Below are 22035 nucleotides of genomic sequence, written 5' to 3' on the forward strand. Positions count from 1 at the left end.
GACTAGTGAATATTGTTGCCCTACTAAAATATATCATTCAAGCCGCTAGTTACGGCGTGCTATTGGGTTTAATCCTAATACTGCTATTTCCAAGCCTTAGAAAACAGGCCAACCTAGGGCAATTATTAACAACAACACCACAACAAGCAGAGCCACTATCTTATGCCAGAGCAGTAAATGCCGCAGCGCCAGCGGTAGTGAATATATACTCGGAAGAAACCAGTAGTTTTGGCAGCCGTAATATCTCAAGCCTCGGCTCAGGGGTGATTATGGATAGCGAAGGCTATATATTGACTAACTTTCACGTCGTTCAAAATGCTGAATTGATTAATGTCGTCCTTCAATCTGGTCAAATTCACTTTGCCGAGCTGATTGGTTTTGACCTTGCAACAGATCTAGCAGTGCTAAAAGTCAATGCAACTAACTTACCGGTTATCCCACAGCAAGCTAACATTCGTTCACATGCAGGAGATGTCGTGCTGGCCATAGGTAATCCGTTCAACTTAGGCCAAACGGTTACTCAAGGTATTGTTAGCGGTATCGGTCGTAATGGCGGAGGCTTAAACGGTACCAATTACCTTGAGTTTATTCAAATGGATGCTGCGATAAACGAAGGTAACTCAGGTGGCGCCTTAATTAACAGCAATGGTGTTTTAGTTGGTATTAACTCTCGCCAATTTACCCGCGTGACCCAACAGCGCAATATCCAAGGTATCTTCTTCGCCGTCCCCTACCAATTGGCTCATAAAGTGATGACAAATATTATTGAAAATGGCCGAGTGGTTCGCGGTTGGCTTGGCATTACTGCAACCGACTTTATTGACCGAGGTTTGGTTATTGATGGCGTCGCTCCGCAAGGTCCAGCGCGCAAAGCAGGTTTACGGCCCGGCGACATCATTCATGACATTTCCGGGAATATTGTCACAAGCTTAACCCAAGCACTTAATATTGTTGCTGATACTCGACCTAATACTGAGCTAGTATTTAAGGTTTATCGCGGTAATCAAACCCTAAATATCCCTGTGCTGATCACTGAATATCAAGGTTAAAAAAGCCGCTCACTAAACTAATGGGCGGCTTTGTTCTGATAAGCTGTGTTGCTTAACTGCAACACTAACTACTAGGCTTTAATACGAGTAATATCGCCGCCAAGCGCTTGTAATTTATCTTCGATTTTCTGATATCCGCGATCGATGTGATAAATTCGATCAACCTGTGTTTCAGTGGTTGCCACTAAGCCAGCAATCACTAAACTCGCAGAGGCGCGTAAGTCAGTCGCCATCACTTGCGCACCGTTGAGTTGTTCCACGCCTTTCACAATGGCTGTATTACCTTCTAAGCTGATATCAGCACCCATACGTTGCAACTCTGGCACGTGCATAAAGCGATTTTCAAAAATCGTTTCGGTGATGGTCGCTGTGCCTTCAGCAATGGTATTTAACGCGACGAATTGCGCTTGCATATCAGTGGGAAAAGCTGGATGTGGCGCAGTTTTAATGTTTACTGCTTTTGGTCGCTGTGCCATCTTTAACTCAATCCAGTCTTCACCCGTGGTAATGTCTGCGCCCGCTTCTTCGAGCTTGTGCAAGACAGGCTCTAGGGCTTGAGGCAAGGTATTGACACAGCGAATGTGACCTTGACTCATTGCGGCAGCAACCAAGAAAGTACCGGTTTCAATGCGATCAGGCATAACCTTGTATTCACGGCCACACAAACGCTCAACGCCATCAATTACTAAGGTATCGGAGCCCGCGCCAGTAACTTTGGCGCCCATGCTGTTGAGGCAATTAGCTAAATCGACCACTTCTGGCTCGCGCGCAGCATTTTCAATCACCGTTTGGCCGTTGGCCAAGGCAGCTGCCATCATAATATTAGCAGTACCGGTGACGCTTACCGTATCCATAAAAATGGTCGCGCCTTGCAAACGGCCATTGTTATCGTTGCTAAGGTTGTCGGCAACGATATAGCCCTGCTCTACTTCGATATCCGCGCCCATCAGTTTCAGGCCCTGAATATGCAAATTGACTGGGCGAGCACCAATAGCACAACCACCAGGCAAAGATACCTCAGCACGGCCAAAGCGAGCGAGTAATGGCCCCAACACCAATATTGAAGCGCGCATCGTTTTCACTAATTCATACGAGGCGCGGTATTCGCTAATATTGCTGGCATCAACGACGAGTTCTTCTTCGCCAACCCAATCGACTTTAGCGCCCAGCTGACGCAGTAGCTTAACGCTAGTATTGATATCGTTAAGCCTAGGGATATTGCTAAAAGTCATTGGCGTTTCAGACAACAACGCCGCCATTAAAATAGGTAAGGCGGCATTTTTAGCGCCAGAAATAGTGACCTCACCTTGTAAAGGTTGACCACCGTTTAGTTTAAATGCGTCCAAGAGAGTCTACTTTTGTGGTAAAACGGAAAAGTTATAGAGGTAAGTTAAACATTTTGTCGCGTTGCCACTGCTCTGTGGTAAACGTTTTAATGCTAACAGCGTGAATTTGCCCTTGGTTAATGGCATCTTTCAACGGCGCGTAAATCAATTGTTGTTTTTTAACGCGAGATAATTCGCCAAAGATATCGGCAACTGCGATAATCACACATTGAGAGCCGTCAAATTTTACATGTAGTTCGTCTAACTCAACGGCTTGCTTGATAAGCTGCTCGATGTCAGCAACTTCAATAGTGGTATCAGCCAAAAGACTATCCTCAAATGAGATCTATATTATTGACCGTCTATTCTAGGCTAATGGCAATAAATCATCAACGCCCGTTAAGCGGGTCAAATTGATTAAATCTTCTGGCAGCTCACTAAGTGTAACAGCTACGTTTGCTTTGTGGGCTTGCTCAATCACGTAAAGTAGCCAAGCTAAGCCAGCGGTGTCGACATGAGTTAGTTTTGACAAATCTAACGTTAAGGCCGACTGACCTGATGGCAATTGCAACAACTTTTTGACAATTTTTTTGGTTAACGCAGGCACTGTTGCCTGAGTTAACCGACCACTGATTAGTTGTCGCTCCTGCGCTTCACTGAAATCGAGTTCAGGAAAAGTTTGCGTCAACATCTAGTTAGCCTTGCTATCTTTAAAGCTAATATTGCTCTTACTTTTTTCAATTAACGTTTCAGTGACGTGAGCAATGCCTTTTTGGCGAATAACCGAAGCGAATTCAGCTTTCTTGCTGTCTAACAAACTAACGCCTTCAGCAACCATATCATAAGCTTGCCACTGCTTGGTTTTCTTGTTTTTACGCACTTTAAAGGCCAAGTTAATCGGTTCGCGACCCGGCTCTAAAACACGGGTATTAATTGCGACTATTTTCTTGTCGGCAAACGCCTTTTCGCGCTCAAATTCTACTTTCTGATTGTTGTACAAAGTGAATACTTGTGCGTAAGAGGTCACTAAATAATCGCGAAAGGCAATGTAAAACTGGTCGCGCTCTGCCTTAGTGGTCTTTTTAAATTGTTGTCCCAACACGCGAGCAGCAGCATAGCGATAATTAATGTAAGGCAACAACTCCTCGCGAACCACTACTTTAAGCAAATTTGGATCTTGCTTAATTTGTTCTTGTTGATTGGCAACGCGCTTAAAGGTTTGCTCGGCAACCTGCTCAATCATCTTGTAAGGATTGGTTTTATCAATTTCGGCACTGGCATTGAACGCAATACTAAATGAAACCAATAACGCAAAAATTCGAGAGAAAAACCTAGACATTAATCATCACTCCCCTGACTAAATAAAAACTGACCAATTAACTCTTCTAATACTAATGCAGGTTTAGTGTCTTCGATGTAATCACCTGCCGCTAGCATATCAACCGAGTCATCAATAAAGCCCGGTTGCATACCTAAATACTGTTCTCCTAATAAACCCGCAGTTAAAATAGATACTGAAGTTGCTTCAGAAAATTGGTCAAACTCTTGATAAATACTCAAGGTTACCACTGGCGTGTAGTCTTCTGGGTCGAGGTGGATATCGGTTACACGACCGACAACGACACCGCCAACTTTAATTGGCGAACGCACTTTTAGGCCGCCGATATTGTCAAATTTGGCGTATAGATCATAGGTTTTGCCATTGCCAGAAATACCGCTATCAGCCACTTTTAGCGATAGCATTAACAATGCTGCAATACCCAATGCAACAAAGAAACCAACGGTTAATTCAACTTTTTTTGACGTCATGTCATCCACCAATACTTACTAAAACGGTTAACGCGCAAACATTAACGCAGTTAATACAAAATCTAAACCCAAGACTAAGAGCGACGACTGCACGACAGTCGCGGTAGTTGCTCGACTGATGCCCTCTGAAGTAGGTTCGCAGTCATATCCTTTGTAAACTGCAATCCAAGTGACCACAAAGGCGAACACTAAGCTCTTAATTATGCCGTTAACGATATCTTTGCCAAAGTCTACTTGCGCCTGCATTACCGACCAAAAAGTACCGCCATCAACACCCAGCCAATCAACACCAACTAAATGAGCGCCTAAAATACCTATCGCTGAAAAAATTGCCGCCAGTAATGGTAAACTGATAAAACCAGCCCAAAAACGCGGAGCAATCACGCGTCGCAACGGGTCTACAGCCATCATCTCTAAGCTCGACAATTGTTCAGTCGCTTTCATCAAACCAATTTCGGCAGTAAGTGCCGAACCAGCGCGGCCAGCAAATAACAATGCCGCGACTACTGGGCCTAGTTCTCGCAGTAGTGATAACGCCACCATAGGTCCTAAGCTAGCTTCTGCGCCATAACCGACTAAAATCGTATAGCCCTGTAGCGCCAGTACCATGCCGATAAACAGCCCCGACACTAAAATAATCACCAGCGACAAAACACCTACAGTATATAACTGTTGAAGTAATAACGGGGTTCCTTTGCGCACATTAGGCCAGTGACTCAAAGCAGAAAGCAGCATAATCACTGCCCGACCCAAGCCAGAAATTACCGCTGTGGTTTTCGCACCCAATTGTTGAATAGCAGAAATCATTCTTCTTAATACCAGTAGGATTTAATAACCAATTAATTCTTGACGATAAGGCTGAGCATTAAAATGGAATGGCACTGGGCCATCTGACTCACCTTGGACAAACTGTTTAACCAACGGCGACTGCTGCTCGCGAATTTGTTCAGGAGTGCCGTGACCAATAATTTTTTGCTCAGCGATAATATAGATGTAGTCCGCAATACTCATCACTTCTGGCACATCGTGCGAAACCACGACCGAGGTTAAACCCAATGCGTCGTTTAACGAACGGATTAAGCGAACGATCACTCCCATTGAAATAGGATCTTGTCCAGCAAATGGCTCATCGTAAAGGATCAGCTCTGGATCTAGAGCAATTGATCGCGCTAACGCAGCTCGGCGAGCCATACCACCTGATAGTTCACTCGGTTTAAGAGCTTTCGCTCCGCGCAAACCAACCGCTTCAAGTTTCATCAAGACAATTTTTTCAATCAAGTATTCGGGCAAGTCAGTGTGCTCGCGAATAGGAAAGGCGATATTGTCGTAGACATTCATATCGGTAAACAATGCGCCACTTTGAAACAGCATACTCATGCGCTTGCGCGTTTCGTACAAAGCATTGCGCGACAAGCTTGGGATGTCTTGGCCATCAAATAAAATTGAACCACTTTCTGGCTTTAATTGACCACCAATTAAGCGCAACAGCGTTGTTTTACCAATACCGCTTGGCCCCATAATAGCTGTTACTTTACCTTTGGGAATCGACAAGCTGATGTCATCGTAGATAACACGTTGCTCGCGCTTGAAGGTCATATTTTTAATATCAACTAAAACTTCAGACATATAAATTAAATTCAGATCTCAAATTTGTCTTGTACAAAGAGGTTAATGTGGCATTGGCTATGATTGAATGAGACCAGAGCGCCACAGTAAATATTCCGTCACTATTCCATCATTAAGTACTATCTAATCCTTATAAACTATATATAGCTAGAATCAGGAGTGGCCTGTTAACAACCGAGTAATCTACAAACTAAAGGAACAATAAATTGGGTATTGATCATACCTGATGCACTGCCAACACGCATCAATATTTCAGTAATAAAATGTATCAATCCGTTATGGTTTGTTTAAAAAGTGTAAGCGCGATCGATTAATTCAGACCAAAAAAGCAACTTGCGTACAAAAAATGATAATTTTTCTGCGCTTGGCATAAATTTGACTTTTTTTTTGACTCATAACCAGCGACAATTCACATCTTACTCTGGGAGTTGTGCATGTTTTTAGAAATCGTCATTTTGGTTATCTCACTCGTGGTATTAGTGTGGAGTGCAGATAAGTTTGTCTTTGGTGCTTCGTCACTTGCTACAAACTTAGGCGTTTCGCCGATGATTATCGGTTTGACGATTGTCGCGATGGGCTCTTCAGCCCCTGAAATGATGGTGGCAGCTACCGCATCACTCAACGGTAACCCCAATACTGCTATCGGCAATGCCATTGGGTCGAATATTACTAATATTGCCCTAGTACTGGGTTTAACGGCACTGTTAAAGCCTTTATCGGTGTCGTCAAATACGATTAAACGCGAAATCCCTCTGATTTTAATTATTACCGCGCTCGCCTATTGGCTATTGATTGATCACACCTTTAGCTTTGGCGAAGGCGCTCTGCTCTTGGTGCTGTTTTTTGTCTATATTATTAGCTTGTTGTTAATTACGCTAAAGCGCAAACGGGAAGTCGGCATGGATGACCCAATGATTTTAGAAGCAGAGCAAGAAGTACCCAAAGCAGTATCGACCAGCCAATCGTTAATCTGGCTAACCTTAGGACTCGTTTTGTTGCCACTAAGTGCGAGTTATTTAGTCGACTCGGCAGTATTTATTGCCAAGAGTTTTGGCATTAGCGATTTAGTGATTGGCTTAACCATTATTGCGATTGGCACTAGCTTGCCCGAGCTTGCCGCCAGTGTCATGAGTATTATCAAAAAAGAAGACGACCTAGCACTTGGCAATATCATTGGTTCGAACATTTTCAACATTTTAGCCGTGCTCTCGCTAGCCGGTATTATCGCGCCAGGTACCATCGACAGCCAAGCAGTAACCCGTGATGCGCCAGCCATGCTTGCCATAACGTTACTGCTGTTTGTATTGTGTTTTAGCCGACGCTTAGGCTTTTTCCGCATTACTCGCTTAAAAGGCGCAGTTTTGCTATTGAGCTTTGTTGGTTACCAGTACCTTCTTTTCAGTCAGCTTTCTTAACAAGGCATTATCGCGATGCACAACTTTAAACAACTGGCGCAACAAGTTATCGCCATTGAAAAACAAACCATTGATGAGCTCGACCAATACATCGATGACGACTTTGCCGAAGTGTGCCAACGCATGCTTGATTGTAAAGGTCGCGTAATTGTTATTGGCATGGGTAAATCAGGCCACATTGGCGGGAAAATAGCAGCAACACTGGCCAGTACTGGAACACCGGCTTTCTTTGTTCATCCAGGTGAAGCCAGTCACGGCGATCTTGGCATGATTACGCCAGATGACATCGTCTTAACTATTTCTAACTCAGGTGGCACTGGCGAAGTACTCGCTATTATCCCTGTGATTAAGCGCATCGGCGCTGGCTTAGTTGCCATGACCGGTAACCCAGAGTCAACCTTAGCCAAGCTCGCCGATTTGCATATTTGTATCAAGGTCAGCCAGGAAGCCTGCCCACTGGGCTTAGCACCAACCTCAAGTACAACGGCTACCCTAGTAATGGGCGATGCCATTGCAGTAGCCTTATTGCACGCCCGCGGCTTTACCGCTGATGATTTTGCCCTGTCACATCCTGGCGGTAGCCTTGGTCGTCGATTACTACTTAGGCTCGCCGACATTATGCACAGTGGCGAGCGCTTGCCAAAAGTACAGCGTGATGCTTTAGTCAAAGATGCATTAGTAGAAGTTTCTCGCAAAGGTTTGGGGATGACATCAATCGTTGATGAACAAAATCAGTTGGTTGGCCTCTTTACCGATGGTGATTTACGCCGTATTCTGGACAATAAAACCGATATTCATCAAGCGAGTATTGAAACTGTGATGACTGCCAAGCCAATTGTTGCCAGCCCAAATATGCTGGCCGCTGAAGCACTAAAAATTATGCAAGAAAAGAAAATCAACGGTTTAATTATTGTCGATGACAACAATAGCCCTATCGGCGCGATGAATATGCACGACCTACTTAATGCCGGGGTGCTATAGCATGAGCAATACGCTTTATGGCGAGGTCGCCGATACAGTGCTAGCTAAGGCGAAGCAAATTAAGTTATTGGTTTGTGATGTTGACGGGGTCTTTTCTGATGGCAGAATTTACATGGGCAACGACGGCGAAGAGTTAAAAGCATTTCACACCAAAGACGGTTTTGGCATCAAAGCACTTGTTGCTAGCGGTGTCACTGTTGCGATAATCACAGGTCGCAACTCAAATATTGTTGCTAATCGGATGAACGCGCTTAATGTCGCTCACATCATTCAAGGCCAAGAAGATAAATTACCTGCCTTGCAAACGCTCGTAGCGCAATTGCAGCTAAGTGCAGAGCAAGTTGCTTACATTGGTGACGATGTCCCCGATCTCGCATGCATCAACTGGTGTCAGCTTGGTGTCGCTGTTAGTGATGCTCACCCATTAGTCAGTCAAGCAGCTAATTACGTCACCTATACTGCCGGTGGTTTTGGCGCGGTACGAGAACTATGTGACTTAATTATGCTCAGCCAAGACACCTTAGCAAACGCTCGTGGAGCGAGTCTATGAGCCGATTGTACAGTTTAGCAATCGCCGCATTTATCATCAGTATATTGGTATACGGCGCTATCGAATGGCACAACGGTGAACAACCAGACACGCAAACTACCGAGTTGCAATCGTCACCTGATTTTATTGCTGAACAACTAACAACCAACATCTATGACCAAACGGGTAAATTATCCCACGAAATCAGTGCGACGCGCATGGAGCACTACGCAGATTTAACCCTAACCCACTTTGAATTTCCAAAATACACCCTATATCCTAAGAATAACAGTTTACCGTGGCAAGTTAGTGCAAGTGAGGGTACGCTTAACCACAACAACCGGGTTATTTTACAAAACCGTGTTAAGTTGGTTGCAACTGATAAAGACAGCTTGATACAGGAAATACAAGGTAAATATTTAGAGCTCGATTTAAACACCAATATACTAAGTTCAAATCAAACCATTTTGATTCAAGGAAAAGACTTTACCATGTACGGTTCAGGCTTGATTGTTGACTTAAACACCACACAGATGACATTGACAGAACATGTACAAACTATTTACAAAAAAACGAGTAGCTAACACTTTGCTATCGAGCTTATTGCTCACAACCCTAACCTTAGGGTCAATTGCTAGTGTCAGTGCTGCCAAAATCGATTTATCGCAAGAAATTGTCATCAAGGCCAAGCGCCAAGCCGGTGATTTAAAAAATAAAATTGCCAGTTATTTAGACGATGTTGTGATAACTCAGGGTAGCTTGACCATTAACGCGGATATTGTTCAAGTGATTAGCAATAGCGACAACGACGATAAAACCTATGTCGCCAAAGGCAAACCAGCCAAATTTGAACAGTTACTCGACGATGGTACCCCAATCAATTTGGAAGCGGATGAAATCAAGTACGAGCCAGGCAACAACACCATTACTATTGTTGGTAATGCGGTGCTGAGTCAGGCTGGTAGCGAAGTTAAAGGTGGTAAGATCGTCTACAACACCTTAACAGAGCAGCTTTCTGCCGAGGCTGGTGACAACGACGAAGGTATTACCCAAACTATTTTGAAACCGAAAGAAAAAGCGAAAGACCAACAATGACCTCAACCTTAACAGCATCGGGCTTGGCCAAAGCATATAAAGGTCGTCAAGTTGTTAAAAACGTTAGCCTTGAAGTAAAAGCAGGACAAATTGTCGGCTTACTGGGGCCAAATGGTGCTGGTAAAACCACGTCTTTTTATATGATTGTCGGCTTGGTTCCCAATGACGACGGTACAATTGTCCTCAACGATGAAGATTTAACGCTCGCGCCCATGCACGAACGCGCCCGCAAAGGCATCGGCTATTTGCCTCAAGAAGCATCAATTTTTAGAAAATTAACCGTTCATGACAACATCATGGCGATTTTACAGACTCGCAAAGATTTATCTGAAGTTGAGAAGCAAGAAAAGCTTGAGCATTTGGTGGAAGAATTTAATATTGGTCATATCACTGAAAACTTAGGTATGAGTTTGTCAGGCGGTGAACGACGGCGTGTTGAAATCGCGCGAGCGCTAGCGGCGGATCCCGAGTTTATTTTACTCGATGAACCATTTGCCGGCGTCGACCCAATTTCAGTCGGCGATATTAAAAAGATTATTTTGCACTTAAAACAACGAGGGATTGGTATCCTTATAACTGATCACAATGTCCGTGAAACCCTCGATGTCTGTGAGCTTGCTTATATTGTTAGCCACGGTGAGCTCATTGCTGAAGGCGATGCCGAACAGATATTGGCAAATCAAAAAGTAAGAGATGTATACCTAGGCGAGCAATTCACGCTATAGTTAAGCCATAGATATACAATAATAACAATTAAAGGAAACTGAACAGCTACATGCGTCCATCTCTGCAGCTTAGAATTGGTCAACAGCTAACCATGACTCCACAATTGCAACAGGCGATCAAACTGTTGCAACTGTCGACGTTGGATTTACAACAAGAAATCCAAGAAGCACTAGAAACAAACCCACTACTTGAAGTAGATGAGAATCAAACACCCAATAAAGAAGACAATGGTAACAATGATCTCGAAGAGGCATTTTCCGCTAGTGCAAGCGCAGAAACAGCAACCGTGTCAGATGGCAGTGAAGACGCCGCGCCTACCAGTGATGAAGTCAGTACCACTGAAGCAATGGAAAAGAACGACATTCCAGAAGAGCTCAGCGTCGACACCACTTGGGATGAAAGCTATAGCGCTGGTACTTCGTCAAGTTCAGGGCCACTATCAGAAGATTACACCTACCAAGGTGAAACTACCGAAAACATTCAAGATCATTTGCGTTGGCAAATGGAGCTAACACCATTTACCGAGACCGACCAAGCGATTGCCACAGCGATTATCGACGGTATTGACGATGCCGGCTACTTGACCATTGGCACTGAAGACATCCTCGAGAGCTTGGGCCTTGAAGACGTCGAACTCGACGAAGTTGAAGCGGTGTTAAAACGCATTAATATGTTTGATCCTATTGGGGTTGGTGCTCGCTCAATTCCAGAGTGTTTGCTGATTCAACTCAACCAGTTTGATCCTCAAACACCTTGGCTAAACGAAGCCAAGCAAGTGATTAGCGAACACATCGACTTACTTGGCAATCGCGACTACCGTCAGTTAATGCGAAAAACTAAGCTCAAAGAAGATCAATTGCGCGAAGTCATGCGCTTGATTCAAACACTAGATCCGCGTCCGGGCGACAGTGTTATTCAAAGTGAAGAACAGTATATTATTCCCGATGTTTCGGTCGAGAAAAAGAATGGCCGTTGGGTCGTTGAGCTCAACCCGGATACCGCACCTAGATTATCGATAAACCAGCAATATGCCGCGCTATCAAAGTCGATGAAATCGTCTAGCGATGGCCAATTTATTCGCTCAAACCTCCAAGAAGCGAAATGGTTTATAAAAAGTTTAGAAAGTCGCAACGAAACGTTATTAAAAGTGTCTAACTGCATAGTGCAACGCCAACAGGGCTTTTTTGAGCACGGTCCAGAAGCCATGCGCCCGATGGTATTAAACGACATCGCAGAAGCCGTTGATATGCATGAATCAACAATCTCCAGGGTAACTACCCAAAAATACATGCACACACCAAGAGGTATTTTCGAACTGAAATACTTCTTTTCTAGTCACGTTAGCACAGAAAATGGAGGGGAATGTTCATCAACCGCCATCAGGGCGTTAATCAAGAAGTTAGTGTCTGCTGAAACACCTGCAAAACCGCTAAGTGACAGCAAAATGGCTGATTTATTAGCCGAACAAGGCATTAACGTCGCACGACGGACGATAGCCAAATACCGAGAATCACTGTCTATTCCGCCGTCGAATCAAAGAAAAAGTCTACTATAAAGACAACCTAACAATAAGGATTCAGCTTATGCAAATTAATCTTTCAGGCCATCATGTAGAAATCACCGACTCAATGCGCGATTACGTCAGCACCAAGTTTGCAAAGCTAGAGCGACACTTTGATCACATCAATAATGTTTACGTCGTTCTAAATGTGGAAAAACTCCAACAGATCGCAGAAGCGACCTTACACCTCAACGGCGGCGAAGTGCACGCATCATCAGAAAATCAGGATATGTACGCAGCAATCGACAGTTTAATTGATAAATTAGACCGCCAAGTTCTCAAACACAAAGGGAAAATGAAAAAACATTAATCCCCTATGAAATTACAAGATATTCTCACGCCGGACTGCACCTTGTGTGCAGTTCCGGGCACTAGTAAAAAGCGCATCTTCAACACCATTTGTTCCCTCGCTGCTGAAAAAATAACAGAAACAAGCGCCCACGATTTACTCGAAAGTTTGATGAACCGAGAAAAAATGGGTACTACAGGTATTGGTAATGGCATCGCCATTCCACATGGTCGACTCAGTAAAAGTTCACAAGTCGTCGCGGTCTTTTTAACCGCAGAACAAGCGGTACAGTTCGACGCTATCGACAACCGCCCGGTTGATATTTTTGTCGCGTTATTTGTCCCCGAAGCCAGTTGTAAAGAGCACTTATCAACCCTACAGAGTATTGCTAAGCTGCTAAGCGACAAAGCCGTTTGCAAAAAAATCAGGCAGTGCCAGAGCAACCAAGAGCTCTACGATATCGTCCAACAAGCGAGTTAATATGCAATTAATTGTAGTCAGTGGCCGCTCTGGCTCAGGTAAGTCAGTGGCACTGCGAGTACTAGAAGATTTGGGTTACTACTGTGTCGATAATATCCCAGTAAATTTGTTACCAGCACTCACCCATACTGTAATTAACGATTACAGTAAAGTTGCGGTAAGCCTAGACGTTCGAAACCTACCAAGCGATCCAAAAGATGTCGTTGAAATTCTCGACTACTTGCCCAATGCGGTCGGGCTCAATGTGTTATACCTAGACGCCAATGATAGTGACCTAGTCAAAAGATTTAGCGAAACCAGGCGTTTACACCCGCTTATTAGACAAAATATGGCTCTAGATCAAGCGATTAAATTGGAGAAAAAGTTACTTGAACCTGTCTCTAGTCGCGCTGATTTATATATAAATACTAGTGAATTGTCGCCACACCAGTTAGCCGATTTAGTAAGAGAACGCATACTCGGCAAAAAAACGGGCTCTATGGTAATCGTGTTTCAGTCGTTCGGTTTTAAGCACGGTGTCCCGCAAGACGCTGACTATGTCTTTGACGCAAGGTTTTTACCCAATCCATTTTGGGACAAAGAACTCAAAGGTTATACCGGCTTAGATCAGCCAGTCAAAGACTTCCTCGCCAGCCAACCGTTAGTGACTAAATTCATCTGGCAAATCAATAGCTTTTTAATGACTTGGCTACCACACTTAGAGCGCAACAACCGCAGTTATGTGACAATCGCAATAGGGTGTACTGGCGGCAAACACAGATCGGTTTATATCGCTGAACTACTGGCAGAAAACTTGCGCAAAGAACGCGACGATATTCAGTCTCGTCATCGCGACCTCAAACTAAAATCAAGCTAATGACTTTACAACGCACTATCACCATTACCAACAAGCTCGGGCTTCACGCCCGCGCCGCCACTAAACTTGCACAGCTGAGCATGAACTTTGATGCCAAGGTGACCATTAGCCTCGATGGCAATGAAGCTGACGCCACCAGTATTATGGCGCTAATGTTACTCGCTGGCGGCCAAGGTAAGTCAGTGACTGTTGCAACATCAGGCACTCAAGCGCAACAAGCCCTCGATCACATTTGTCAGTTGATTACCGATAAATTCGACGAAGACGAATAATTTTTCTCCGCCTGATAGAACTCCGATCTGTCCACTGCCGTCCAAAAAAGCCAATAAAAATGCTGATAAAAAACAAGCATTAGGATACACTTTCTCAGTCTACAACATTTCTCGTCGAATCAAGACTGTCATCAGTCACGGCACAAGGTAGCAATATGCCGGAACTATTAGAACAAGAAGACAATCAACTACGCCTGCAACAAGTCAACGATGCACTTGATAGCGGCATGTTTGTTTCTGTTCGCAATTTGCTACAAAACATGCCTCCTTACGATCTGGCATTAATACTTGAGTCTTCTGCCCCCAAAACCCGTAGTATTCTATGGCAATTTATCGACAACGACTTACACGGTGAAGTCCTTGAAGAGCTCAACGAGGAGGTGCGCAAAGGCATCTTAAAAAGCATGCAGCCTGAAAAGCTCGCTGCTGCCGCTGAAGGTATGGATGTCGACGACGTCGCAGAAGTTTTACGTACCGTTCCCGATAGCGTTTATCACCAAGTACTAAACTCGATGGACAGCCAAGATCGAGCCCGAGTTGAAACGGCGCTCTCGTACGACGAGGACACCGCTGGCGGTATCATGAATACCGACACCATCACCTTGCGGCCAGACGTCACTGTCGACGTTGTTCTGCGTTATTTGCGCCTCAAAGGAGAGCTACCTGAAGCGACCGACTCCTTCTATGTTGTTGATCGTCACAACAAGTTTATCGGTGCTGTTGCCCTCTCGACCTTAGTTACCTCGCAACCAGAAGTTGTTATTTCTACCTTAATCGACGACGACATCGAGGCAGTACCGCCTGAAATGCCGGAAACTGATGTCGCACAGCTATTTGAGCGCTATGACTGGATTTCTGCCCCTGTGGTCGCTGAAGACGGCCAACTACTGGGCCGGATTGTCATTGATGACGTTATCGACATCATTAGAGAAGAAGCAGAACACTCAATGATGAGTATGGCGGGCTTAGACGATGAAGCCGATACCTTTGCCCCGATTATCAAAAGTACTCGCCAACGCTCGATATGGCTGGGAGTTAACTTATTAACAGCCCTGATGGCCGTTGCGGTATCGAGTATGTTCGAAGGTATCTTAAGCCAGCTGGCCATTTTAGCCGTGCTCAATTCGCTTGTCCCCAGTATGGGTGGTGTCGCCGGTAACCAGACCTTAACCTTAGTTATTCGCGGTATTGCCTTGGGGCACATTGGCGAGAGCAACTCAAAAATAATTCTTTATAAAGAGCTCGCAATCGGCTTTTTAAACGGTGTTATTTGGGCGTTATTAATTGCTGCCATGGTCGCAATTTGGCAACAAAGCATAGTCCTTGGTGGTATTATAGCCTTTGCTATGTTGATGAATATGACCGCGGCCGGTATTGCTGGCGTGACCATCCCGCTGATGCTGAAAAAAATGAATATCGATCCAGCCTTAGCGGGCAGTGTTATTTTAACCACAGTAACTGATGTGGTTGGTATCTTCGCCTTCCTTGGCACCGCAACCTTACTTTTAGGGTAAGGGAAAAGCTAAATTAATGCTCTTAGTTACCAGCAATCTGCATTTCTTCAATCAGTAAAGAGCCAGTTTGAATACTGCCACGCATATCGGTATCAGTACCAATGCTAACAATATTTTTAAACATGTCCTGCAACTTGCCCGCAATGGTAATCTCAGCGACTGGGAAAGCAATTTGGCCATTCTCAACCCAAAAGCCTGCGGCGCCACGTGAATAATCACCGTTAACTACATTAACCCCTTGTCCCATCAGCTCTGTCACTAATAAGCCAGTGCCCAGTTGTTTGAGCATAGCGTCAAAGTCACCACCATTGGCGGTTAATTGCCAGTTGTGAATACCACCAGCGTGACCGGTCGTTTTTAAACCTAGCTTGCGCGCAGAATAGCTGGTAAGTAAATATTGTTCTAAGCAACCCTCTTTGATAATTTCAGCATCTTTAGTCGCGACCCCTTCGCTATCAAAGTAGCCACTGGCAAGCGCTTTTTTCAGATGTGGACGCTCACTGATGGTTAAAAAGTCAGGGAAAATTTGTTGGCCAAGGGCATCAAGTAAGAACGAGGATTTACGGTAAAGGTTGCCACCACTAATGGCAGCAATAAAGTGGCCGAATATTGTATTGGCAATATCGGCGCGGAACATTACTGGCACTTTTTGAGTGCTGAGTTTTTGGCTACCCAAGCGCGAAAGCGCTTCATGGGCAGCGTTCTCACCAATACTCTTGGCACTATCGAGTAAGTTGAAGTCTCTGTTAACACTGTAGGCATAGTCGCGCTGCATGTCATCGCCTTCACTGGCGATCATCACACAACTCAAACTGTGCCTAGTACTAGGGTAAGAGACTAGCTGCCCGTGGCTATTACCGTAAACCTTAAAACCTTCAAAGCTGGCCAAGGTTGCGCCATCTGAATTGGTTAAACGTTGATCTTGAGCTAATGCTGATTGCTCACACTCTACCGCAATTTCAATCGCGCGTTCAGTTGATAAATCCTCGGGATGATATAAATCTAAATCTTGTGGTTCAAAGTTTAGTAATGCTTTATCAGCCAAGCCAGAACACGGGTCAACCGAAGTGTATTTTGCGATATTTACTGCTGCTTCAACGGTTTTTGCTAAGGCTTGCTCCGACAAATCGGCAGTTGATGCACTACCTTTGCGGCCATCTTGATAAACGGTAATCCCCAAAGCACCATCGTTAGTAAACTCAACATTTTCAACCTCACCAAGGCGAGTGCCAACACTCAAACCTTGTTGACGACTCATGGCAACTTCAGCGCCATCGGCACCTAGAGATTTTGCCAGCGCTAAACTTTGACTGACGCGCTGCTTTACTTCAGCGATTTCCTTAGCAATATCGGATTTGTGACTCATAAACTGGCAAAACTCACTTAGACAATAAAATAAGAAGACAGACAAGGCAGCGACAATTGGGATATAATAGTCTTATTACCTTGAATAAAATTACCCGTATTATGCACCACTTAGACGTCGATAGCGAAGAATTCGATCCGGATTTTAAAAGTAAAACCCAAGTAAAAAAAGAAATGCTCGACTTGCAAGACCTTGGGCGTCAATTGGTTAAGCTTCCCAAAACACAGCGCAACCAATTACCTCTAGACGACAGTTTGCAAGACGCTATGTTACTGGCAGATAAAATCGCCAATAAACACGAAGCTTTTAAACGCCATATTCAATACATTGGCAAGCTGCTTAGAGATGCCGATTTAGACGCTATTCAGCAAAAGCTCGATTTTTTTGCTAATAAACATCAACAGGAGACTCAGCGTTTTCATCATTTAGAAGCTTTACGAGAGCAGTTGATTAATGAGGGCACTCCGGCAATTGAAGCGCTACTAGCTGAACATCCGGCGATGGAGCGACAAAAACTACGTCAATTAGTCAGACAAGCCAGTAAAGAACAGGCGGCAGAAAAACCTGGTAAGTATTTCCGAGAACTCTTTCAATACATTAAGAGTCATAAGGAATAGTAAGGTAATTAAAACGGTTCTTGGCTGATGACAGTAAAAACAACTATTAACCGCCTTGATTATCAATATTAATTCAGTGGAAGCTCAGCAGCAGCACTGAGCTTTTAATGCGACTAAATCATTGTTGCTATTGAACAATCACTTCCTGCCCCGGTTCTAAGCGCTCGGCACCTCGAATGGCAACTTGGTCACCATGGCTAAGCTCTCCGACAACACTGACCCGTTCCACCGTACCTGTTCCCACTTTAACCGGTAACCTCTCCACTTTACTGTCGGTGGTCACTTTGACCACGTAAGTACCATCTTTGCGCAGAATCAGCGCATCGCGATGAACCGTCAAACTAGGCTTTGCCGCCTGAATAGGGATAATAACTTCTACCAGCTGACCCGACGCCCAAATTTCATTTTGGCTATGAGGAATTAACAGTCTGACTTCAATGGTTTGAGAGCGCATGTCAGCGCTTGGTATTATTGCTGTGATATTTGCAGCCAAAGACTGCCCTTCTGCACTCACTTTTAAGGCGTTACCGCGATTTAGATAAGATAAATACTTAACGGGTACATAAACAATTGCTTCGAGATTTTCAGTATCTAAATAACGAATCAGTTCATCGCCGCGGCTAACATCGGTACCCGCTCTGACTAGACGCTCAGTGACGACGCCGGTGAACGGCGCTCTAACCACAGCCCGTTGCAGTTGATCTTCGATTTGTTCCAACCTCAGCTTAGCAATCTCCAAATCAGCACTCGCTAAATCATACTGAGAGCGAGTTTGATCGAGCTGAAATTGAGACGCGGCATTCGTTTTTCTCAATTGAGATAAACGGCTAACCTCGTTTTTTAGATATTTTTGATTGATGAGTTCGCGTTTGATCTGTGCTTTTTGTTCAGCAAGCCTAAGCTCTAATGGCAAGGTATCAATCTTTGCCAAAACTTGACCTTCAGCAACTAAGGTCCCCGGCTCAGGTAACCAATCTAAACGACCATTTACCCCTGCGGTGACAGGGATATGAGTTTTACTCTGCAGTGTTCCCATCAATTTAGCCGACGCTGGCAATACCATTTCTGTGACAACATCTACTTTTACAGGCGGCGCAGCTTGCTCAGCAAACGCAAGACTTGATGATATCGCTAAAACAGTCAGAACCATACGCCCTAAATGGCAACCTCGAGTTCTAGACTTTCCAATAAACATATTCTCTTCCCAAACAATGTATGATTATTTTTTAATTATTAGATGGCATTTCGCCACTAGTTAACTAAGCTCGCTTACTGTAAGCGTTTTGTTCTGCTTCAGGCGCATCAGTTGTACTTGTACCTGTCATAGCGACAACATCATCCGACTCTGACTGGCTAGCTGACTCGCCAAAACGTAATAAACTTGGCATCAGCACTAATGTAAAAATCGCACTGATAGTCATACCGCCTACGATAACCGCTGCTAAACCTCGATAAATTTCACTACCAACACCAGGCACTAACATTAGTGGCAACATGCCAAACAAACTGGTTAAGGTACTCATGTAAACAGGACGAGCGCGAATTCTGACCGCTTGCGCCACTGCTGCTCTGCGAGTTAAGCCATCATTTTCTGCTTGGCGGGTTTGATCAACCAACAAAATAGCATTGTTGACTACCAGACCAAGTAGAATAATAAAACCTATCATGGTCAATAAATCGAGCGACTGATAGGTGACTAAATTAAGTATGTTTAATGCTAAAACTCCACCGGCGACAGCCATAGGCATCACCAATAACACCAGTAAACTGTCTTTTGCAGATTTAAATAGTGCTGTCATCAGCAAAAATAGAATGACCACTGCGAGCGCAAAGTTGATCAACATATCATTGATTGCCGCAGCCATTTTATTGGCATTACCACTGAGTTTTATTGAAGTATCACCAGTGACATGCTCATTCATTTTAGGAATGACTTTTTCGTTGAGCAGTGCCATCGTTTCTTCTAGCGTCATACTATCAGGTGGACTAACTTGAATACCAATAGTGCGCTTACCATCGATTCGGAGTAACTGGGTAGGACCAGCGGTACGAACTATTTCGGTTAATTCACCTAAGGTTTGAATACCCGCTAACGGCGAAAACACTGGTAGTGAAGCTAATTCATCGGGAGACTGCCAACGCGGTCCGCGCAAAATGACATTAACACGATTATTACCGTCGAAGAACTCGCTAACAAATAAACCACTGGTGTAGGCACTAACGGCATTGGCAACATCTTGTCGAGTTAACCCTGCTTGTGTAATTCGACGATCTTTAGGCACTAAATTGAGCTCTGGCTCTGCTAAATTCAAACTCGGCTGTGGAAATGCCGTCGTATCGGGCATTTGCTGATGAATTTCCGCCAGACCAACGCGAGCGACTTTAATCAAACTATCAATATTGGCACCGTTAATATCAATATCGACGGTGCGGCCATTACCGCCACCTGAAACATTGATCATTGAACCTCGAAACAGAAACACGTCTGTATCTGGTAAATCGCCCAAAACTTCTGTTTGCACAATATCCATCAGTTCATCAACACGGGTCGGATCATCGGAATAAATAAAACCACCGGTATTTGCAGAACCAAATGAGAAAAAGTTGTAGCTCTTAATCTTAGGTAAGCGTTCACCACTCAAATAAGGTGCTAGACGAGTTTTAACCAATGACGCCATCTCGTGTTCAATAAATTCGACATTTCCGCCTGGAGGAATATCCAAACTGAAGAAGAAGCCATCAATTGGCGCTCTAGGCATAAAGTCAGTTTTTGGCAACATGGTTGCAATAATCACCAGAGAACCTCCCACTAAACCGACTACCCAACCGAAACGCTTAGCCGAGCTATTGGTTAGGCGCATAGCAAGTAAGGTCATTTTTTGCCAATAGTGTGCATAGGCGTCGTGACTACTTTGTTCCTGCAACCAATACTTACTGGCTATTGGCAAGACCGTTATTGCTGTTACCAAAGAGGCTATCACCGCGATCGACAGCGTCAATGCCAAATCGGAGAACAACTGCCCTTCAATGCCTTCCATAAACAGTATCGGTAAAAAGATGGCTACACTGGTTGCTGTAGAAGCAAACAAGGCACCAGTTACCTGAACTGCGCCGCGCAGAACAGCTTGATGGTTTTGCAAACCTTTAGCTCGTAAACGGACGATATTTTCTTGGACAATAATCGCGGCATCGAGGACCAAGCCAACAGAAAATGCCAGGCCAGCCAGTGAAATAACATTGAGGCTGCGCTCAAACAAACTCAAGGCAATAAACGAAACCAACAAAGAAATGGGAATTGTGGTGGCGATAATCAGGGTATTGCGCCAGCCGCGTAAAAATAGCCAAAGAATACCTATGGCGAGTAAAACCCCTAAACCAAGATTATTTTGTACTAGACTCAATGCATTGCGAATATGAACAGAGGAATCAAAGCTTAAATCTATGGTTAATCCTGCGGCTTTCAATGGGCCTTCGTTGAGCTCTTTAATGGCAATATTTATTTCATCAAGAAGTGCGACGGTATTGGCGTCATTTTGCCTGACCACAGTAAAATAGTATGCTGGCTGGCCACTGCGCATATTAAAGCCAAAACGGTCGACTAGGGTATTTTCAACGGTGGCGATATCCTTTAAGTAAATCGGCCTTTCACCGCTATAGCCGACAATCATTTCAGTGAGGTTGTCTACGCTGTATTGACCTGAAAATCTGACGGTATATTGGCGTCGACCAACGTTTGCAGTACCTGCTGAAGTGTCGTTAGCTCGAGCAATAGTTGCGCTTAGCTGACCGAGGCTGATACCTAAAGATGCCGCACGTAAAGGATCAAAGGTAATTCTGAGCTCACGTGGACGGTGGCTAGCTAAATTGACATTACCCATCCCAGGAATCCGAGCAAACCTAGGTTCAATAACGTCTTCAATCAACTTTTGGTATTGCCCTAAGTCTTTATTGGGGTTATCGGGCAAAGTCTTAATCATAAATGAAGCGGTATTGGGCCCACCTCGACCGCCACCAGCATGAACAACGGGCTCGATGGCATCGAGCGGCAATGGCGGCACCTGATTGAGATTGTTAATGACATCGAGCATTGCTCGTTGCATATCAGCACCGACATCAAAGGTTAAACTAATGCTACCACCACCGCGCTGAATAAAGGTATCAACTTTAATGACCCCACGGGTGTTTTTGACCACGTTTTCGATTGGCTCAATAATCACTGACTCCATTTCTTCAGGTGCGGCACTGCGCCAGCCAGTAGAAATAGTAATTTGCGGTTGTTCGATATCCGGAGTTAATTGCAGCGGTAGTTTGAATAAACTCAATGCGCCAAAAACTGAAATCAATGCCACTACAACAATAATTGCTGCGGGATTCTTTAATGCTGTCCGTGTTAAATTCATGTAAAAAAGTGATACTTAATTGAGCTGTTAGCAGTATATCGGAAATTGCCGATAAAGAGAAAGTGTTTAAGTTTAAGCCACTTAGATTCGAGATAAGTCACAGGTTAACAAGTATTTTACTTAGT

Annotated in this window: 24 protein-coding genes; 14 read left to right on the forward strand and 10 right to left on the reverse strand. The window is 44.3% G+C overall.

The annotated features are described in order from the left end of the window. Positions 1-5: 5 nt before the first annotated feature. The gene (locus tag J7384_RS04320; protein ID WP_209111641.1) at positions 6-1049 is read left to right on the forward strand and encodes a trypsin-like peptidase domain-containing protein; all 1044 of its coding nucleotides are present in this window, start codon (positions 6-8) and stop codon (positions 1047-1049) included. Positions 1050-1120: 71 nt separating this feature from the next. Here the strand turns inward: J7384_RS04320 and murA are convergent, their stop codons facing one another. Genes murA through mlaF form a run of 7 tightly spaced genes read right to left on the reverse strand, consistent with a single transcriptional unit; the run spans position 1121 to position 5809 of the window. Next, positions 1121-2395: a UDP-N-acetylglucosamine 1-carboxyvinyltransferase gene (murA, locus tag J7384_RS04325; RefSeq protein ID WP_209111642.1), complete on the reverse strand. Its 1275-nt coding sequence runs from the start codon at positions 2393-2395 to the stop codon at positions 1121-1123. Between the two features lie 31 nt (positions 2396-2426). After that, positions 2427-2699 (reverse strand): BolA/IbaG family iron-sulfur metabolism protein, encoded by a 273-nt coding sequence (locus J7384_RS04330; protein WP_247741618.1) that lies wholly within the window; start codon positions 2697-2699, stop codon positions 2427-2429. A 42-nt stretch (positions 2700-2741) separates the two neighbouring features. Further along, on the reverse strand, positions 2742-3065 hold the full coding sequence (locus J7384_RS04335) for an STAS domain-containing protein (protein ID WP_209111643.1): 324 nt from the start codon (positions 3063-3065) through the stop codon (positions 2742-2744). After that, positions 3066-3713: a phospholipid-binding protein MlaC gene (gene mlaC, locus J7384_RS04340; protein ID WP_209111644.1), complete on the reverse strand. Its 648-nt coding sequence runs from the start codon at positions 3711-3713 to the stop codon at positions 3066-3068. Further along, positions 3713-4183: an outer membrane lipid asymmetry maintenance protein MlaD gene (gene mlaD, locus J7384_RS04345; RefSeq protein ID WP_209111645.1), complete on the reverse strand. Its 471-nt coding sequence runs from the start codon at positions 4181-4183 to the stop codon at positions 3713-3715. The genes mlaC and mlaD overlap by 1 nt, the downstream gene beginning before the upstream one ends. Positions 4184-4210: 27 nt before the next feature. Beyond that, positions 4211-4990 carry a lipid asymmetry maintenance ABC transporter permease subunit MlaE gene (mlaE, locus tag J7384_RS04350; RefSeq protein WP_209111646.1) on the reverse strand — a complete coding sequence of 260 codons (780 nt, stop codon included), beginning with the start codon at positions 4988-4990 and terminating at the stop codon, positions 4211-4213. A 21-nt stretch (positions 4991-5011) separates the two neighbouring features. Next, positions 5012-5809: a phospholipid ABC transporter ATP-binding protein MlaF gene (gene mlaF / locus J7384_RS04355; RefSeq protein ID WP_209111647.1), complete on the reverse strand. Its 798-nt coding sequence runs from the start codon at positions 5807-5809 to the stop codon at positions 5012-5014. A gap of 434 nt (positions 5810-6243) precedes the next feature. Here mlaF and J7384_RS04360 point away from each other — a divergent pair, with 434 nt between their 5' ends. From J7384_RS04360 to mgtE, 12 genes are all read left to right on the forward strand, one after another. Beyond that, positions 6244-7224 (forward strand): calcium/sodium antiporter, encoded by a 981-nt coding sequence (locus tag J7384_RS04360; RefSeq protein WP_209111648.1) that lies wholly within the window; start codon positions 6244-6246, stop codon positions 7222-7224. A gap of 15 nt (positions 7225-7239) precedes the next feature. Next, the gene (locus J7384_RS04365) at positions 7240-8205 is read left to right on the forward strand and encodes a KpsF/GutQ family sugar-phosphate isomerase (protein WP_209111649.1); all 966 of its coding nucleotides are present in this window, start codon (positions 7240-7242) and stop codon (positions 8203-8205) included. A gap of 1 nt (position 8206) precedes the next feature. After that, on the forward strand, positions 8207-8755 hold the full coding sequence (kdsC, locus tag J7384_RS04370) for a 3-deoxy-manno-octulosonate-8-phosphatase KdsC (RefSeq protein ID WP_209111650.1): 549 nt from the start codon (positions 8207-8209) through the stop codon (positions 8753-8755). After that, positions 8752-9318, forward strand: a complete 567-nt coding sequence (gene lptC / locus J7384_RS04375) for an LPS export ABC transporter periplasmic protein LptC (protein WP_209111651.1) — start codon at positions 8752-8754, stop codon at positions 9316-9318. Before kdsC ends, lptC begins: the two co-directional genes overlap by 4 nt. A 19-nt stretch (positions 9319-9337) precedes the next feature. Continuing rightward, the gene (lptA, locus tag J7384_RS04380) at positions 9338-9829 is read left to right on the forward strand and encodes a lipopolysaccharide transport periplasmic protein LptA (RefSeq protein ID WP_209111652.1); all 492 of its coding nucleotides are present in this window, start codon (positions 9338-9340) and stop codon (positions 9827-9829) included. Beyond that, positions 9826-10554 (forward strand): LPS export ABC transporter ATP-binding protein, encoded by a 729-nt coding sequence (gene lptB, locus J7384_RS04385; RefSeq protein ID WP_209111653.1) that lies wholly within the window; start codon positions 9826-9828, stop codon positions 10552-10554. Before lptA ends, lptB begins: the two co-directional genes overlap by 4 nt. A 50-nt stretch (positions 10555-10604) precedes the next feature. Beyond that, positions 10605-12110 (forward strand): RNA polymerase factor sigma-54, encoded by a 1506-nt coding sequence (locus tag J7384_RS04390; protein WP_209111654.1) that lies wholly within the window; start codon positions 10605-10607, stop codon positions 12108-12110. 28 nt (positions 12111-12138) lie between these two features. After that, positions 12139-12426: a ribosome hibernation promoting factor gene (hpf, locus tag J7384_RS04395; protein ID WP_209111655.1), complete on the forward strand. Its 288-nt coding sequence runs from the start codon at positions 12139-12141 to the stop codon at positions 12424-12426. 6 nt (positions 12427-12432) lie between these two features. Next, the gene (ptsN, locus tag J7384_RS04400; protein WP_209111656.1) at positions 12433-12885 is read left to right on the forward strand and encodes a PTS IIA-like nitrogen regulatory protein PtsN; all 453 of its coding nucleotides are present in this window, start codon (positions 12433-12435) and stop codon (positions 12883-12885) included. A 1-nt stretch (position 12886) separates the two neighbouring features. Continuing rightward, positions 12887-13741 (forward strand): RNase adapter RapZ, encoded by an 855-nt coding sequence (gene rapZ, locus J7384_RS04405; RefSeq protein WP_209111657.1) that lies wholly within the window; start codon positions 12887-12889, stop codon positions 13739-13741. After that, complete coding sequence (locus J7384_RS04410) at positions 13741-14013, forward strand: HPr family phosphocarrier protein (RefSeq protein ID WP_209111658.1); 273 nt, start codon at positions 13741-13743, stop codon at positions 14011-14013. The genes rapZ and J7384_RS04410 overlap by 1 nt, the downstream gene beginning before the upstream one ends. 155 nt (positions 14014-14168) lie before the next feature. Beyond that, positions 14169-15527, forward strand: a complete 1359-nt coding sequence (mgtE, locus tag J7384_RS04415; protein WP_209111659.1) for a magnesium transporter — start codon at positions 14169-14171, stop codon at positions 15525-15527. 22 nt (positions 15528-15549) lie between these two features. Here the strand turns inward: mgtE and pmbA are convergent, their stop codons facing one another. Further along, positions 15550-16893, reverse strand: coding sequence for a metalloprotease PmbA (gene pmbA, locus J7384_RS04420; protein WP_209111660.1), 1344 nt, complete (start codon positions 16891-16893; stop codon positions 15550-15552). 56 nt (positions 16894-16949) lie between these two features. Between pmbA and yjgA the strand changes: the two genes are divergently transcribed. Beyond that, the gene (gene yjgA, locus J7384_RS04425; protein WP_209111661.1) at positions 16950-17510 is read left to right on the forward strand and encodes a ribosome biogenesis factor YjgA; all 561 of its coding nucleotides are present in this window, start codon (positions 16950-16952) and stop codon (positions 17508-17510) included. A gap of 127 nt (positions 17511-17637) precedes the next feature. Here yjgA and J7384_RS04430 read toward each other — a convergent pair whose 3' ends face one another. Then, positions 17638-18705, reverse strand: a complete 1068-nt coding sequence (locus J7384_RS04430; protein ID WP_209111662.1) for an efflux RND transporter periplasmic adaptor subunit — start codon at positions 18703-18705, stop codon at positions 17638-17640. Between the two features lie 64 nt (positions 18706-18769). Beyond that, entirely contained in the window at positions 18770-21910 is a 3141-nt protein-coding gene (locus J7384_RS04435) for an efflux RND transporter permease subunit (RefSeq protein WP_209111663.1), read from the reverse strand. Positions 21911-22035: the final 125 nt, after the last annotated feature.

Source organism: Endozoicomonas sp. G2_1 (genome assembly GCF_017744155.1).
Taxonomy (GTDB): domain Bacteria; phylum Pseudomonadota; class Gammaproteobacteria; order Enterobacterales; family Alteromonadaceae; genus JAGHQT01.